Annotated in this window: 14 protein-coding genes; 2 read left to right on the top strand and 12 right to left on the bottom strand. The window is 72.8% G+C overall.

What is annotated here, in order from left to right:
• Positions 1–157: 157 nt before the first annotated feature.
• The 6 genes from VGD70_RS36205 to VGD70_RS36180 are packed head-to-tail and all read right to left on the bottom strand — an operon-like array spanning position 158 to position 4,341.
• Positions 158–481 carry a DUF4873 domain-containing protein gene (locus VGD70_RS36205; RefSeq protein ID WP_331089570.1) on the bottom strand — a complete coding sequence of 108 codons (324 nt, stop codon included), beginning with the start codon at positions 479–481 and terminating at the stop codon, positions 158–160.
• A gap of 9 nt (positions 482–490) precedes the next feature.
• The gene (locus VGD70_RS36200) at positions 491–1,390 is read right to left on the bottom strand and encodes a TIGR01777 family oxidoreductase (protein WP_331089568.1); all 900 of its coding nucleotides are present in this window, start codon (positions 1,388–1,390) and stop codon (positions 491–493) included.
• 33 nt (positions 1,391–1,423) lie between these two features.
• Complete coding sequence (tsaD, locus tag VGD70_RS36195) at positions 1,424–2,467, bottom strand: tRNA (adenosine(37)-N6)-threonylcarbamoyltransferase complex transferase subunit TsaD (RefSeq protein ID WP_331089566.1); 1,044 nt, start codon at positions 2,465–2,467, stop codon at positions 1,424–1,426.
• Positions 2,464–2,952: a ribosomal protein S18-alanine N-acetyltransferase gene (gene rimI, locus VGD70_RS36190; RefSeq protein ID WP_331089564.1), complete on the bottom strand. Its 489-nt coding sequence runs from the start codon at positions 2,950–2,952 to the stop codon at positions 2,464–2,466. Before rimI ends, tsaD begins: the two co-directional genes overlap by 4 nt.
• Positions 2,949–3,584, bottom strand: a complete 636-nt coding sequence (gene tsaB, locus VGD70_RS36185; protein WP_331089562.1) for a tRNA (adenosine(37)-N6)-threonylcarbamoyltransferase complex dimerization subunit type 1 TsaB — start codon at positions 3,582–3,584, stop codon at positions 2,949–2,951. Before tsaB ends, rimI begins: the two co-directional genes overlap by 4 nt.
• A gap of 55 nt (positions 3,585–3,639) precedes the next feature.
• Positions 3,640–4,341: an HAD family hydrolase gene (locus VGD70_RS36180; RefSeq protein ID WP_331089560.1), complete on the bottom strand. Its 702-nt coding sequence runs from the start codon at positions 4,339–4,341 to the stop codon at positions 3,640–3,642.
• A gap of 344 nt (positions 4,342–4,685) precedes the next feature.
• Here VGD70_RS36180 and VGD70_RS36175 point away from each other — a divergent pair, with 344 nt between their 5' ends.
• A complete protein-coding gene (locus VGD70_RS36175; RefSeq protein WP_331089558.1) occupies positions 4,686–5,360 on the top strand; it encodes an HAD-IA family hydrolase in 675 nt (224 codons plus the stop codon).
• Here the strand turns inward: VGD70_RS36175 and tsaE are convergent.
• From tsaE to glmS, 5 genes are all read right to left on the bottom strand, one after another.
• The gene (gene tsaE / locus VGD70_RS36170; RefSeq protein ID WP_331089556.1) at positions 5,357–5,815 is read right to left on the bottom strand and encodes a tRNA (adenosine(37)-N6)-threonylcarbamoyltransferase complex ATPase subunit type 1 TsaE; all 459 of its coding nucleotides are present in this window, start codon (positions 5,813–5,815) and stop codon (positions 5,357–5,359) included. The two genes, VGD70_RS36175 and tsaE, sit on opposite strands and share 4 nt — an antisense overlap.
• Positions 5,812–6,906, bottom strand: coding sequence for an alpha/beta hydrolase (locus VGD70_RS36165; protein ID WP_331089555.1), 1,095 nt, complete (start codon positions 6,904–6,906; stop codon positions 5,812–5,814). Before VGD70_RS36165 ends, tsaE begins: the two co-directional genes overlap by 4 nt.
• On the bottom strand, positions 6,903–8,018 hold the full coding sequence (gene alr / locus VGD70_RS36160) for an alanine racemase (protein ID WP_331089553.1): 1,116 nt from the start codon (positions 8,016–8,018) through the stop codon (positions 6,903–6,905). Before alr ends, VGD70_RS36165 begins: the two co-directional genes overlap by 4 nt.
• Before the next feature lie 307 nt (positions 8,019–8,325).
• A complete protein-coding gene (locus VGD70_RS36155; RefSeq protein ID WP_331089551.1) occupies positions 8,326–9,852 on the bottom strand; it encodes an NAD(P)H-hydrate dehydratase in 1,527 nt (508 codons plus the stop codon).
• A gap of 4 nt (positions 9,853–9,856) precedes the next feature.
• A complete protein-coding gene (glmS, locus tag VGD70_RS36150; RefSeq protein ID WP_331089549.1) occupies positions 9,857–11,719 on the bottom strand; it encodes a glutamine--fructose-6-phosphate transaminase (isomerizing) in 1,863 nt (620 codons plus the stop codon).
• Between the two features lie 75 nt (positions 11,720–11,794).
• On the opposite strand from glmS, the gene VGD70_RS36145 reads away from it, so the two are divergent.
• Positions 11,795–12,604 (top strand): dienelactone hydrolase family protein, encoded by an 810-nt coding sequence (locus VGD70_RS36145; RefSeq protein WP_331089547.1) that lies wholly within the window; start codon positions 11,795–11,797, stop codon positions 12,602–12,604.
• Between the two features lie 39 nt (positions 12,605–12,643).
• Here the strand turns inward: VGD70_RS36145 and VGD70_RS36140 are convergent.
• The coding region (locus tag VGD70_RS36140; protein ID WP_331089545.1) for a hypothetical protein at positions 12,644–14,597 on the bottom strand (1,954 nt) is incomplete at its 5' end.

Here is a 14,597-nt window from a genome sequence, read left to right as displayed (position 1 = left end):
GCGCGGCGCGCCCGGCGCACGGCCGACGACCACCGGAACCTCAGGGGACCGTGACGGCACCCAGCCACCATCCACCTCGATACCCGCACTATTCGCCGGGACGCAACGCACACTTTTAATCCCGGGGAGGCGGACTAGCCGCGGTCAGTCGCCGCAGCTAGGCGAGTTCCTCGAGGGTGGTGGGCACGGGGAACGGCGGGTGGCTGGTGCCGCTGATCCGGTAGCGGCCCCACGGGTCCGGGTCGGTGAGCCGGCCGTCCGCCTCGCCGTGTGGGGTTCGTAGCACGCCCGTGCCCTGGCGGCCGTCGAGCAGGTGGGCCAGCTCGTCGTGCGGCTGGATTCGGCCGTACCAGTGGTACCTGCCGTCGATCGGCTCGAAGTTGCCGGCCAGGGTCACGGTGACGGTCAGCTCGGCGTCCGCCACCCGCAAGGTCGCCGAGCCCTCGTAGCCGTCTTCGTCGTCTTCGTCGTGCGAGCTCATCGCTGCATGTTACCGCAAGTCACAGGAACTGAGCAGCTCGCGGAAGGCGATCTCCAGTTTCGGGTGCTGGAAGGTGAACCCGGTGCGCAGCAGCCGGTCGGGCACCGCGCGGACGCTCGCCAGCACGATCTCGTCGGCGACGTCCGTGCCGAACATTCGCCTGGTCAGACCCCTGGTCAGGGCCAGGAACCGCGGCCGGCCGAGGGCGCCGGCCAGGATGTCGGCGTACTCGCGGTTGGTCACCGGGTTCGGCGCGACGACGTTGACCGGGCCGGCCAGCGACGGCGTGGCCAGCACGTGGTCGATCGCGCGGACGAGGTCGGGCAGCGACACCCAGCTGACGTACTGGCACCCCGCCCCGGCGCGGATGCCGAGCCCGCGGCGGAACCGCGGCAGCAGCCACGCGAGCGCCCCACCGTCGGGCGACTGGACGATGCCGATCCGCAGGTGCACCACCCGAAGCCCGGCGCGGTCGGCGATTTCCGCGGCCTCCTCGGCCTCGCGGTGCACCGACGCCAGGAAGCCCTCGCCGGGCGGGCTGACCTCGGTCAACGTCTCCTCGCCGCGGTCGCCGTAGTAGCCGATGGCCGACGCGCAGACCAGCGTCCGCGGGCCGTCGTCCATCTTGGCGAGGGCCTCGGCGAGAACGCGGGTGCCGGCGACCCGGGACTCGCGGATCGCCTCCTTGTGGTGCTCGGTCCAGCGGCCGTAGACCCGTTCGCCGACGAGGTGCACCACGGCCTGCACCCCGGCGAGCCGAGCGGTGTCGAGTTCGGGGTACCAGAGCACCTCGTCCTCGGCGGCCGGCCGGCGCTGGACGAGGCGGGTCACCCGACTGCCTTGGGCGCGCAGGTGATCCACGAGCGCGTGACCCATCAGCCCACTGGAACCAGTGACCGCGACGTTCACTCGGTTGAGCGTACGGGGTCCGTGATCCAGGTCTCAGACCGACACAGTGTTGACGGGAAGCGCGGGATCTGTCGAAAGGTCCAAAGAGGACGGTCGGACGCCGGCGGCCACGAGCTGGGCGCCGAGGGCGGCGATCATCGCGCCGTTGTCGGTGCACAGCCGCGGGCGGGGAACGCGCAGCTCAATGCCCGCCTCGGCGCACCGCTGCGCGGCGAGGGAGGACAGCCGGGAGTTGGCCGCGACGCCGCCGGAGATGACCACGGTTCCGATGCCGAGCTCGCCGGCCGCGCGCACAGCCTTGGCGGTGAGCACGTCGGCGACGGCCTCCTGGAACGACGCGGCGACGTCGTCGACCGGGATCGCCCGGCCGTCGCGCTCGTGGTTCTCAACCCAGCGGGCGACCGCGGTCTTGAGGCCGGAGAAGGAGAAGTCGAACTTGGCGTCGCGGGGGCCGGTGAGCCCGCGCGGGAAGCGGATGGCATTGGGGTTGCCGCGCTTGGCGGCCTGGTCGATGGGCGGGCCGCCCGGGTAGGGCAGGCCGAGGATGCGCGCCACCTTGTCGTAGGCCTCACCGGCGGCGTCGTCGATGGTGGAGCCGATCTCGGTGATCTTGCCGGCGAGGTCGTCGACCTGGAGCAGCTGCGTGTGACCGCCGGAGACCAGCAGTGCCAGGCACGGCGAGGGCAGCGGGCCGTGCTGCAGCGTGTCGGCGGCGACGTGGCCGGGCAGGTGGTTGACGCCGTAGAGCGGGACGTTCAGCGCGGCGGCGTAGGCCTTGGCCGCAGAGACGCCGACGAGCAGCGCCCCGGCGAGCCCCGGCCCGCACGTGACCGCGATGGCGTCGACGTCGGACAGCTCGAGCCCGGCCGTCTCGAACGCGCGCTTCGTGATCGGCACCATGGCCTCGAGGTGCGCGCGGCTGGCGACCTCGGGCACGACGCCGCCGAAGCGCGCGTGCTGCTCGACGCTGGAAGCGACCTCGTCGGCGAGGAGCTCGAGGGTGCCGTCGGTGCGCAGGCGGACGAGGCCGACGCCGGTCTCGTCGCAGGAGCTCTCGATGCCCAGGATGATCGTCACTGGTTTCCGTCCTTGGCCTTCTGGCCGACCTGTGCCGGGCGCGCCATGGTGTAGGCGTCGGCGCCGGAGGGCTGGTAGTACTTGCGCCGCAGGCCGATCCGGACGAAGCCGTGTGCCTGGTAGAGCGCGATGGCGGCGACGTTGTCGGTGCGTACCTCGAGGTAGACGGGCGCGCTGAACTCGTCGGCGATGGCGAGCAGGGCACGCAGCAGCGCCTTGCCGATCCCCCGGCCCTGCCAGGCCGGGTCGACGCCGATGGTGTGCACGCTGGCCTCGGCGTCACGCATGGTGCCGAGGACGGAGATGCCCGCGTAGCCGACGAGGCCGACGCCGTCCGCGTAGGCGCCGAGGTACTGGTGGCCGTGGTCGAGCTCGGAGCGCAGCATCGACACGGTCCACGGGTCGTCGCCGGCGAAGAGGATCCGTTCCAGCTCGGCGCAGCGTTCGAGGTCCGCGTAGTCCAGCGGGGCGAGCCGGACGGTCACGGCGCGGTCACCCGCTTGCGGGCGCCGGGCTCGGTGGCGTCGGGCCGGCGCAGGTAGAGCGGCGTCATCGGGCCCGGCTCCGCGCCGAGGTCGGCGGCGCGCACGAGGCCGGCCGGGGTGGGGTACTGGTGCCCGGTGTGCGGCATCGTGAGGACGTCGGCGTAGAGCGTGGTGCCGGCGCGCGCGTTCTGTTGTGGGATGTCGGCCGGCCGGTTCACTGCCGGGCCCGCGGTGCGGGTGCCGTGCTCGTCGTAGGTGGCCCAGTAGAGCTCCTTGCGCCGCGCGTCGGTGGTGACCAGCAGCGGTCCGCGCGCGGTGGCCGCGATGGCGTCGAGCGTGCAGACCGGGTGGACCGGCACGCTCAGCGCGTGGCCCAGCGCTGCCGCGGTGGCCATGCCGGCACGCAGCCCGGTGAACGGCCCGGGGCCGGCGCCGCAGACGATCGCGTCGACGTCGGCGAGGCGGTGCCCCGCGTCCTCGAGTGCCGCGAGGATGTGCGGCGTGAGCAGTTCGCCGTGCGCCTTGGCGTCGACGGTGACGCGCTCGGCGAGCACGTCGAGGCGCGCGCCATTGACCGCGACCACGCCGGCGGTGACCGCGGGCGTCGCGGAGTCGACTGCGAGTACCAGCACGGCCGTCAAGCCTACGTGGCTCCGCGGGCGTGTGTGCCTGCTGGCCCGCTGCTGGTCAGGCCAGCCAGCGGTCGACCACCTCCTCGAGCTCGGCGAGGCGCGTGACGACGGCGTCGGGCTCGACGTCGACGGGCACCTGCTGGTGGGCGGGGATGTCGCTGTTGGGCACGAGGACCGCGCGCATGCCGACGGCCTTGGCGCCGCTGATGTCGTCGTAGGGGCGGTCGCCGACGTAGACGCAGTCGGCCGGGTCCTCGACGCCGACCGCGGTCATGGCGGCGCGGAAGGCCGTGGCGTGCGGCTTGGTGTACTCGAGGTCGCTGCTCCAGACGCGGGCGTGGAACAGGTCGAGGACGCCGTCGCGCGCGAGGACCTCCTCGTGCCAGGCCGCGGGCCACGGCGTGGAGGAGAGGATGCCGATGCGTAAGCCCTTGTCGCGTAAGGCTTTCATGAGTGGGGCGACGTCGGGGTCGGTGTAGGTGGCCTGGTCCCAGAAGGTGCGGTAGGCCGCGAACCCGCCGTCGTGCTCCGGGGTGCCGGTGGCCGCGAGCACCTGGCCGATGGTGAAGGCCCGATGCTCGTCGCGCACGAGGCGCCAGGCCGCTTCCTCGGCCGCATGAACGGCCGCCGCGACCCGGACGGCCTGGTCCGCGTCACCGGGATGCAGCACGTCGGCGTAGCTACGCCAGGCCGCGAGGTAGTCGATTGTCCGCCAGGGGGTGAGCGTCCCACCCCAGTCGAAGATCACCGCACGCATGACCCCAGCCTGACGCCGACCCCCGACAGTCTCAAGCCCATTGGCGCCGCCTCACCGGAGTTGTCCACAACCGACCTACTTGTCCACATGTGGATCTTGCCGGGCCCGTTTTGTCGGTAGGTACCGATAGACTGGCGCTGAGGGGTGCCCCCGGAGTGGGTGGGGGCTTGCGTTTCTTGCGTTCTGCCCGCGCGCGTGTGCGCGCGGGGGGCTTTTGCGCAGGTCAGCGTGGGGTTGGGTTTGACGCGGCCGGTTTGTCGGGGGGCGTCGGTACGTTGGGTTTTGCAGGCCGGAGGCGCGGGTACGTGCAGGCCGGCCGCAGGCGCAACCCGTAGCGTGGACGCATGATCCGTGGCGTCCTCTTCGACTACTCCGGCACCCTCTTCCGCCTCGAGCCCGGTGCGGCCTGGGGCGAGGAGTTCGCGGCGTTCAGCGAGGCCCAGCGCGACCGGCTCACCCGCGTCGTCACCACGTGGTCGCCGGCCGGGACCGAGAACCTGCCGCCGGACTTCGCCGACGGGTGGGCCCGCCGCGACCTCGACCCCGAGCTGCACCGGCGGGTCTACCTCACCGCGCTCGCGGGGAGCGGGGTCGAGCTCGGGCCGGGCATGGCCGAGGCCGCCTACGCGCGCGTCCTCGACCCGACCGCCTGGCAGCCCTACCCGGACACCGTCGCGGCGCTGCGCCGGCTGCGGGACGCGGGCATCCCGGTCGCCGTGGTCAGCAACATCGCCTGGGACATCCGTGACGTGTTCCGCCGGCACGGCGCGTTCGAGCTGGTCGACGAGTTCGTGCTGTCCTATGTAGAGGGTTCGATGAAGCCGGACCCGAAGATCTTCCTCGTGGCGTGCCAGCGGATCGGTGTCGCGCCACAGGACGCGCTGATGGTCGGCGACAACGCGCAAGCCGACGGCGGCGCGGCCGAGATCGGGGCGCGGACCGCCATCATCGACGCGGTGCCGACCGCCGACCGGCCGGCCGCCCTGCTGTCCACATTGGACGATTTCGGGGTGGCCTAGGCCAGCTGCCGGTCGCGCCAGGCGCCGTGCGGGAGCACGGTGGCGAGGCGCGCGTCGTCGTCGCGGCGTTCCAGTCGGATGAGCAGGTGGTCGGCGGAGAGCCGCTCGCCGGCGCCCTCGCCCCACTCGATCACCACGGCGGCGTCGACCAGCGACGTGTCGAGGTCGAGGTCGTCGAGCTGGTCGAGGTCGCCGCCGAGGCGGTAGGCGTCGACGTGCACGAGCGGGATGCCACGGCCACCGGGGGCCGGCCGGTGCTCGCGCGCGATGATGAACGTGGGCGAGCTGACCCGGCCGGTGACCCCGAGCCCTTCGGCGATTCCCTTGGCCAGCACGGTCTTCCCGGCGCCGAGCGGGCCGGCGAGCAGCACCAGGTCACCCGGTTCGAGCACCGCGCCAAGGCGGCGGCCGAACCGCAGTGTGTCGGACTCTTCGGGCAGCTCGACGGTGGTCATCGCCGCCACCACTTCCGGCGGCCGACCTCCCGGTCCCCGAACGCGCACTGCTGCAGCAGCATCACCAGGTGGTCGTTGATGAGCTGCGGCTGCTCGAACATCACCATGTGCCCGCCGCCGCGCACCCGCACCAGCTCGGCGTCGGGCAGCTCGACCGCGATCCGCTCGGAGTGCGAGAACGCGGTCATGCGGTCGGCGTCGCCGCTGATGACGAGCACGTGCGTGTGCTTGAGGCCGGCGAGCGCGGCGTAGCGGTTGTGCGTGCCGAGCGTGTCGATGAAGTCGGCGAGCACCCGCACCGGCGTCGCGTTGAGCAGCTCCAGCATGAAGTCGACGAGCGCCGGGCTCACGTCCTTGGACCCGAACGCGAGCGAGCGCACCGCGCGCCGGGTGAGCTGACCGCCGGCCGCGCGGACCAGCTCGACCATGCCGGGCTGCCAGTCGGCGAGCCGGCCGATCCCCCTGGTCAGCGGGTTGTACTTCGACAGCAGCGGGCGCGGCAGGCCTTTCTTGCCGACCTCGCCGGCCGACGTGCCGATGAGCGCGACGCCGCAGACCTGCTCGGTGAACAGCTCCGGCCGCTGCTCGGCGAGCGCCATGATCGTCATGCCGCCCATCGAGTGTCCTACCAGGACGGTGGGGCCCTCGATGCCGGCCTTGTCGATGACCTCGCCGAGGTCGAGGCCGAGCTGGTCGATGGTGCTGGACGCCTCGCTGGCGCGGCCGGACTCGCCGTGGCTGCGCTGGTCGTAGAGGACCTGCCGCACGCGCGGCTCGGTGAGCTTGGCGAGCGCGCGGCGCTGGAAGTGCCAGCAGCGCCGGGACAGGGCGAAGCCGTGTACGAACACAACGGTGATCTCGGGCTTGCCGCCGTCGGCGGGGTCGACCTCCTCGACGGCCAGCTCGATGCCGTCGTCGGTGATGACCGTGTAGGTGCGGTCGGGACGCAGCCGGCCGAGCGGCTCGCCGGCGTACGGGTCGTCGGGATCGGCGCCGCGCCGGCGGGAGACACCGACCGCGATGGCGGTGCCGGCGGCCGCGACGCCGATGGCCGTGCCGATGACCGCGCCGACCTTTCTGGACACCGTCATCGCGCGCCTCGGTAGGTGCGCGTGACGCGGGGCCGGTACATGCCGGTGACGATCTCGTAGTCGATGGTGCCGATCGTGTTCGCCCATTCGGTGGCGGTGGGCTCGCCGCGGTCACCGGCGCCGAAGAGGACGACCTCGGCGCCGACCGGCACCTCGTCGTCACCGCAGTCGACGACGATCTGGTCCATGCAGACCCGGCCGACGACCGGGCGGCGCCGGCCGGCGAGCCACACGTCCATGCGGCCGGACAGCAGGCGCGGCACGCCGTCCGCGTAGCCGACCGGGACGAGCGCGAGGGTGGTGTCGCGCGGGGCGGTCCACGTCTGTCCATAAGAGACGGACGTGCCCGCGGCGATCCGCCTGGTGAGCGCGACGGACGAGCGGAAGGTCATCACCGGGCGGAGATTTTCCTTGTCCGGCAACGGGTTCAGCCCGTACATGGCGATGCCGACGCGGACGAGGTCGAAGTGCAGGTCCGGCCGGTTGAGGGTGGCCGCGGAGTTGGCGAGGTGCCTCTTCGGTCGCAGGCCGGCGGCCGTGGTGACGTCGTAGGCCTGCTGGAACCGTTGCGCCTGCGCGTCGATCGAGGGGTGACCGGGCTCGTCGGCGCAGGCGAGGTGGGACCAGATGGCGACGATCTCCGCGCGGCCGTCGGCCTGGGCCTTGGCGGCGGCGTCGACGAGGTCGGGCCACTCGTCGGCGGGGCAGCCGTTGCGGGAGAGGCCGGTGTCGATCTTGAGGTGGACCCGGGCGTGCCCCGCGTCGAGGATGGCGGTGAGCTCGCGGACGCTCGACGCGGTGAGGTCGACGTCGGCCGCGACGGCGGGCGCGTAGTCGGTGCCGGCGGGCTCGAGCCAGCTGAGGATCGGGGCGATGATGCCGGCCTGGCGGAGGGCGAGGGCCTCGGCGAGGGAGCAGGAGCCGAGCCAGGTGGCGCCGGCGTCGAGCGCGGCGCGGGCGACGGGGAGCGCGCCGTGCCCGTAGCCGTCGGCCTTGACGACGGCCATGGTGGCGGCCCCGGAGGCGGCGGCGCGGGCGGCGAGCAGCGTGACGTTGTGGCGCAGGACGTCGAGGTCGACGATCGCCTCGGCCCGCGGTGGATGAGCAGCCATGACGCTTTCAATGTTTGCACAGGGCACCGACCTGGTCGTCAACGTGCCGCCGCCGACGGGCTCGCGCGTGCGCCGGAACCGTCGGTGGCCGTCGGTAGCGTTGAATCCGGGGGTCCCCCGGGCAGTTGTCCACAGGGGGCGGTCGCGGCGGCCGGAACTGTCGGTGCTGCCCGGTAGCGTTGAAACCGGGGGTCCCCCGGGCAGCTGTCCACAAGGGCCCTGCGCGTGGGCCGGAACTGTCGGTGGTCGTCGGTAGGCTTGAAACCGGGGGTCCCCCGGGCCCGTGCGAACGGGCCGTTCGCACCGGTCAAGGGTTGCGGGCGGCTCTCGCGGAGCGTATTGCGGCGGGGATCGACTGCAGGATCGCCGACGCCGGGGCCGGGGCGTCCGCGGCCGCCAGGTCCCCCGCTCGCTCGTGCACCCACGCCGCGCAGCCCACCGCCAGCCACGGGTCCAGCTCGGTCGCCAGCATCGCGCCTATCAGGCCCGACAGCACGTCCCCGGAACCCGCCGTCGCCAGCCACGCCGAGGACGCCGGGTTCACCAGCACCCGGCCACCCGGGTCGGCGACCACCGTCGTGTGGCCCTTCAGCAGGACGATGCAGTCCAGGCGCCGCGCCAGCGCCCTCGCCGCGGCCGGACGGTCGTCGCCCAGCTTGATGCCCAGCGGCTCGGCTATGCGGGCGAACTCGCGGTCGTGCGGGGTCACCACCACGGGAGCGTCCGGCTCGCGGCGGTCCCACAGCGACGGGTCGGCCGCCAGCAACGTGATGCCGTCCGCGTCGACACACGTGGGGACGCCGTCCGCGAGCACGTGGGCCAGCACGTCGCGGCCCGCCTGGCCGGTGCCCAGACCCGGGCCGACGATCCACGCCTGCACCCGGCCCGCGTCCTCGACCGAGCCCGTCGCGACCACCTCCGGCCAGCGGGCCCGCACCTCGTCGGCCGCCCAGCCGGCGTACCGCACCATCCCCGACGTCGCCAGCACGGCCGCCCCGCACGACAGGACCGCCGCCCCGGGATATGTCGCCGAGCCGGCCGCCACGCCGGTAACCCCCTGGCTGTACTTGTCGTCGTCCGGCCCCGGCACCCGCCACGCCGAGCCGACGTCCGGCCGCTCCAGCACCACCAGCGACGGCTCGTCCAGCCACGGCCCGAGGCCGATGTCGACCAGGTACACCGTCCCCGACCGCACCGCGCCCTCGGACAGCACGTGCACCGGCTTGAGAGCCCCGAACGTCACCGTCACGTCCGCGCGCACCGCCGGGCCCCGCGTCGCCCCCGTGTTCGGGTCGACGCCGCTCGGCAGGTCCACCGCGAGGACCGGCGCCTCGACCGCCTGGACCAACTCGGCCGCCGCTGGGCGCAGGGGACCGCGCGCCGACAGACCGACGATCCCGTCGATCACCAGATCGGCACCCCGCAGCGCAGCGAAAGCGCCGGCACCGGCGGAAGCAGAAGCACCGGTGGAAGCAGAAGCGTCGGCGGACACCGGAGCGTCGGCCGATACCGGGAATATCCGGCCGCCGGCCCGCCGCAACGCCGCCAGTCCCTCCGGATGCGCCTTGTCCGGCGACAGCAGCAACGCCGTCACCGCCACCGACCGCCGCCGCAGGAAGTACCCGGCCCACAACGCGTCCCCGCCGTTGTTGCCCGCACCGACCAGCAGGACGACCCGTCGCCCGGCGACCCGGCCCGTCCGCGAGCGCAACATCGACGCCGCGTGCGTGGCCACCCCGAAGGCGGCCCGGCGCATCAGCGCACCTGCCGGCGTCCGCGCGAGCAGCTGGTCCTCCGCCGCCTTGACCTGCTCTGTCGTCCACACTCCACGCACGGCGCTACTCCACCGTCACCGACTTCGCCAGGTTCCGCGGTTTGTCCACGTCGAAGCCGCGCGCCCGGGCGATCTCCGCGGCCAGCACCTGCAGCGGCACCGTCGACACCAGCGGCTGCAGCAGCGTCGGCACAGCCGGCACCTCCACGAGCTCGTCCGCGAACGGCCGCACGGTCTCGTCCCCCTCCTCGGCGATCACGATCGTGCGCGCGCCCCGGGCCTGGATCTCGGAGATGTTCGACAGCAGCTTCGCGTGCAGCACCGCCCGCCCCTTCGGCGACGGCATCACCACGACCACCGGCAGCCCCTCCTCGATCAACGCGATCGGCCCGTGCTTGAGCTCACCCGCCGCGAACCCCTCGGCATGCATGTACGCGAGCTCCTTGAGCTTGAGGGCGCCCTCGAGCGCCACCGGGTACCCGACGTGGCGGCCCAGGAACAGCACCGCCTTCGCGTCCGCGAGCGACCGGCCGAGCGACCGGACCCGGTCGACCGTGCCCAGCACCCGGCGCACCTGCTCGGGCATCGCGGCGAGCTCCTCGAACTCGCGGCGCACCTCGTCCGGGTACTTCGTGCCGCGGGCCTGCGCGAGGGCCAGCCCGACCAGGTAGTTCGCCGCGATCTGGGCCAGGAACGTCTTCGTCGACGCGACGCCGACCTCCGGGCCGGCGTGGGTGTAGAGCACCGCGTCGGACTCGCGCGGGATCTGCGCGCCGTTGGTGTTGCACACCGCCAGCACCCGGGCCTTCTGCTGGCGCGCGTGCCGCACGGCCTCCAGCGTGTCCGCTGTCTCGCCGGACTGCGACACGGCGACGACGAGGGTGTCCCGGTCGAGCACGGGGTCGCGGTAGCGGAACTCCGACGCGAGCTCGACCTCGACGGGCAGCCGGGTCCAGTGCTCGATGGCGTACTTCGCGATGAGGCCCGAGTGGTAGGCCGTGCCGCACGCGACCACGAACACCTTGTCGACGTCGCGCAGGTCCTGGTCGGACATGCGCTGCTCGTCGAGCACGATCCGGCCGCTGTCGAAGTGCCCGCGGAGGGTGTCGGCGAGCGCCTCGGGCTGCTCCTCGATCTCCTTGAGCATGAAGTACTCGTAGCCGCCCTTCTCGGCGGCCGAGAGGTCCCAGTCCACGTGGAACGGGCGGGTCACCGCGTCCTCGCCGCGGAAGTCGGTCACGTGGTAGCCGTCCCGGGTGATCGCCACCACCTGGTCCTGGCCGAGCTCGACGGCGTCGCGGGTGTGCTCGATGAACGCGGCCACGTCGGATGCGACGAACGTCTCACCCTCGCCGATGCCGACCACGAGCGGCGAGGACCGGCGCGCGGCGACGATCAGGTCCGGCTGGTCGACATGGGTGACGACCAGGGTGAACGCGCCGTCGAGGCGCCGGCACACCGCACGCATGCTGGCCGGCAGGTCACCTGCGGTCTCGCCGCTGTCGTAGGCGCGGGCGAGCAGGTGGGCGACGGTCTCGGTGTCGGTGTCGCTCGCGAACTCGATCCCGGTGGCCTCGAGCTCGGCCCGCAGCGTGGTGAAGTTCTCGATGATCCCGTTGTGCACCACGGCGACCCGGCTCGTCGCGTCCCGGTGCGGGTGCGAGTTGCGGTCGACCGGCGCGCCGTGCGTGGCCCACCGGGTGTGGCCCATGCCGGCGGTGCCGGCGAAGCCGTCCCGGCCGACCTCGGTGAGCCGGTCCTCCAGGTTGGCGAGCCTGCCGGCCTTGCGTTCGACCGCCAGCCGCCCCTGACCTGCGAGGACGGCCACCCCGGCCGAGTCGTACCCGCGGTACTCGAGCCGTCGCAGCCCGTCGAGAACCACGTCGAGCGCCGGGCGATGCCCTACATATCCCACGATTCCGCACACACCGACGAGGGTAACGAGATCGGGGGAGGGCGCCGGTAGGGCCGTCGGCCCTCAATCTCGATAGGGTCAACGACCATGGCGAACAAGGCGAAGCACCTCGCGGAGGAGCTGTCCCACAAGGGGCCGCACCGGGTGCTGCGCGGGGACCTGGCCCTCGTCGGCCTGCCGGGCGTGGTGCTCACGCCGACGGCGGGGCTCGGGCTGCCGGCCGTCGCGTTCGGGCACGGGTGGTTGCAGCCGCCGCAGCGCTACCTCGGCCTGCTGCGCCACCTCGCGTCGTGGGGGTTCGTGGTGGCCGCGCCGGCGACCCAGCGCGGGCCGCTCGCGTCGCACCGGCTGTTCGCGGCCGACCTGCGCGCCGCGCTGGACGTGTGCGTCGGCGTGCGGCTGGGTGACGGGGAGATCAGCGTCGACGAGGGCAAGCTGGGCCTCGCCGGCCACTCGATCGGCGGCGGGTGCGCGGTGCTGGCGGCCGCCGAGGACAAGCGGGTGCGGGCCGTCGCCACGCTCGCGGCCACCCAGACCAAGCCGTTCTCCACCGACGCGGCGAGCCGCTGCCGGATGCCCTCGCTGCATCTGGCAGCGGGTCAGGACATCGTCGCGCCGGCCGTCGGGCACGCCGGGCTGATCGCGTCGAACTGGGGCGGCGAGGCGCAGCTGCGGCTGGTGCCGAAGGCCAGCCACCTGGGCTTCACCGAGGGGCGGCACTGGTCGAACCTGGTGCTGCCGGGCAAGTCCGAGCACGCGACGCAGCGGGTGGCGCGCATCCTGGCGACCGCGTTCTTCCTGGTCCACCTGGCTGGCGAGAACCGCTTCCGCCCACTGCTCGACGAGGACATCAAGGGCGCGATCATCGAGCACGAAGAGGACGAGCTGGTCCGCTGAGACGGCGCTCCCCGCACGGGAAAGCGCCGTCTCGAGCGGCTAGCGCTTCGGGGTCGGCTTGGACTTCTCGGCCGGGTCGCGGCCCACGACGCCGCTGAAGTTGGCGGCCGGGTCCCCGTCGTCGAAGAGCTGGCCGGTCGTGCGCCACTTGCTCTGCCGCGTCTGGTCCCCGCCGCCCTGACCGCCGCCGCCACCCATGCCGCCCATCGGCATGCCGCCGCCCATCGGGGAACCCTGGCCGGAGCCGGATCCACCACCGGCGCCCGGGCCGGCCGAGGCCGCCGCACGCTGGTCGCCGCCGTTGTCGGGTGAGCCCGCGCCGACCATCGCGCCCGGCTGGGGGCCACCGCCCGCGGAGCCGCCGGGAGTCTCGGCGCCGCCGAAGGAGCCGCCGCCGACGGAACCACCGCCGCCCCCGCCACCGCCACCACCGAGGTCGCCACCGCCACCGCCTCCACCACCGCCGAAGCTCGACGGGTCCGGGACGTCCGGCAGGGACGGCCGCGCCGACGGCGGCACGTCGGGCACGCCCGGCACCTTGGAGTCGGGCCCGAAGTCCACGTCGTAGGAGGCCGGGGTGCCGTCGTCGACGGTCATCTTCAGCCGGTCGGTCGGGCCGGGCACCTGCTCCAGCGTGATCGCGGCGTCGCCGTCCTGGATCACGGCCTTGCCGTTCTCCGCCCGGATCACGCCCTCCTCGGGCTGCTCACCCGGGTCGTTGGTCCAGTCGACGGTGTACTGCGCCGGGTCGCCCTTGCCGTCGTCCACGGTGACCTTGCTGCGGCCGTGGGAGTCCGGCTGGCCGACGGTGATCGTCCGGTTGCCGTCCTTGATCGTCGCTTCCTTCGGCGCCCCCGGCGTGCCCGAACCCGGCGCACCGGGCGCACCCGTGCCACCCGGCCCGCTCGTCCCGGGCAGCGGCACCACCGGCATGCCACCCGGACCGGTGCCCGGCGTGCCCGACCCGGGGTCGCCCGGCCCGCCCGGGGCGCTCCCCGGCGGCACCTGGCCCGGCCCGGCGAACGACGGGTCGGTGGTGCCGGACGGGTCCGTGCTGCTCGGCGGCATCGGGATCTCCGGCGGCGTGGGCGGAGGCGGCGGGGCCACCGTGCTCGGCCCACCACCCGGACCGCTCGGCGGCGGCGTGCTCACCGGCGGCGGCGTGGAGCCGCTCTGGCCGGGACCGCCGGAGCCCGGCGGGTTGCTGGTCGACGGCGGCGGAGTGGTCGAGCCGGGCGGTGGGTTGCTGGTGCCGGGCGGGTAGGTGGTGCCCGGCGGCGGCGTGGCGCCGGCCGCGGCGAACTTGTTCTCGTACTCCTTGAGGTAGCTGTTCAACTCCTCGTAATACGAGTCCACCGCCTCCAGCGTGTCATCACACGTCTGCTTGAACGTCGCATACAAGTTCTCATGCAAATCCTGGTTGAACGAGTTCCGGATCCACTTCTTACACTCCCGCTGCACATACTCCTTGTTCTCATCATTCAGACCACAAGAGTCATCCCGGATAGTGTTCTCGATATTCGAGCCACACACCGAATCCACCCACGCCGCGACCTCCATGATCTTGTCGCGGTCATCGGCGTTCTCGGCCAACTCCACCACCTTCATCGCCATCTCCGGCGTCGCGCTGCCAACAGTGGGCTGATAAAGCCCCATCACCGTGTCCGCCTTGGCCTTACACTCCGCGAACAGATTGTCCACCAACGTGGCGACCATGTCCGGGCCCGTCGACAGATAATCAAGCAGATCCGAAGTGTTGGGGGCGATCTTCTCGGCGAAGAACTGGTACGACGCGTTCGCCGCCGGCCCGGTCCAGTCCCGATAGAGCGTGTTGAGCTCGCCCTGAGTGTTCGTGTCCAACGTGGAGAGCGTCTCATGCGCCGCACGCAGACGCCCGGCGTCATCGAGAAACTTCTTGAAGCTGATACCCATTTGCTCGTCGTAGCGGGTCTTGATGTCCTCGAACTTGAGCTTCCCGTAACGGCCGACCGAA

The organism is Actinophytocola sp. (genome assembly GCF_036402745.1).
GTDB lineage: Bacteria > Actinomycetota > Actinomycetes > Mycobacteriales > Pseudonocardiaceae > Actinophytocola.
Note: the sequence above shows the minus strand (reverse complement) of the source record. Positions and strands in the feature narration are given on the sequence as shown.

Coding starts and splice junctions, on each gene's coding strand:
- VGD70_RS36145 (WP_331089547.1), top strand. CDS start 11,795: ATGGCGAACAAGGCGAAGCACCTCGCGGAGGAGCTGTCCCACAAGGGG.
- VGD70_RS36180 (WP_331089560.1), bottom strand. CDS start 4,341: ATGCGTGCGGTGATCTTCGACTGGGGTGGGACGCTCACCCCCTGGCGG.
- tsaE (WP_331089556.1), bottom strand. CDS start 5,815: ATGACCACCGTCGAGCTGCCCGAAGAGTCCGACACACTGCGGTTCGGC.
- VGD70_RS36205 (WP_331089570.1), bottom strand. CDS start 481: ATGAGCTCGCACGACGAAGACGACGAAGACGGCTACGAGGGCTCGGCG.
- VGD70_RS36175 (WP_331089558.1), top strand. CDS start 4,686: ATGATCCGTGGCGTCCTCTTCGACTACTCCGGCACCCTCTTCCGCCTC.
- VGD70_RS36165 (WP_331089555.1), bottom strand. CDS start 6,906: ATGACGGTGTCCAGAAAGGTCGGCGCGGTCATCGGCACGGCCATCGGC.
- alr (WP_331089553.1), bottom strand. CDS start 8,018: ATGGCTGCTCATCCACCGCGGGCCGAGGCGATCGTCGACCTCGACGTC.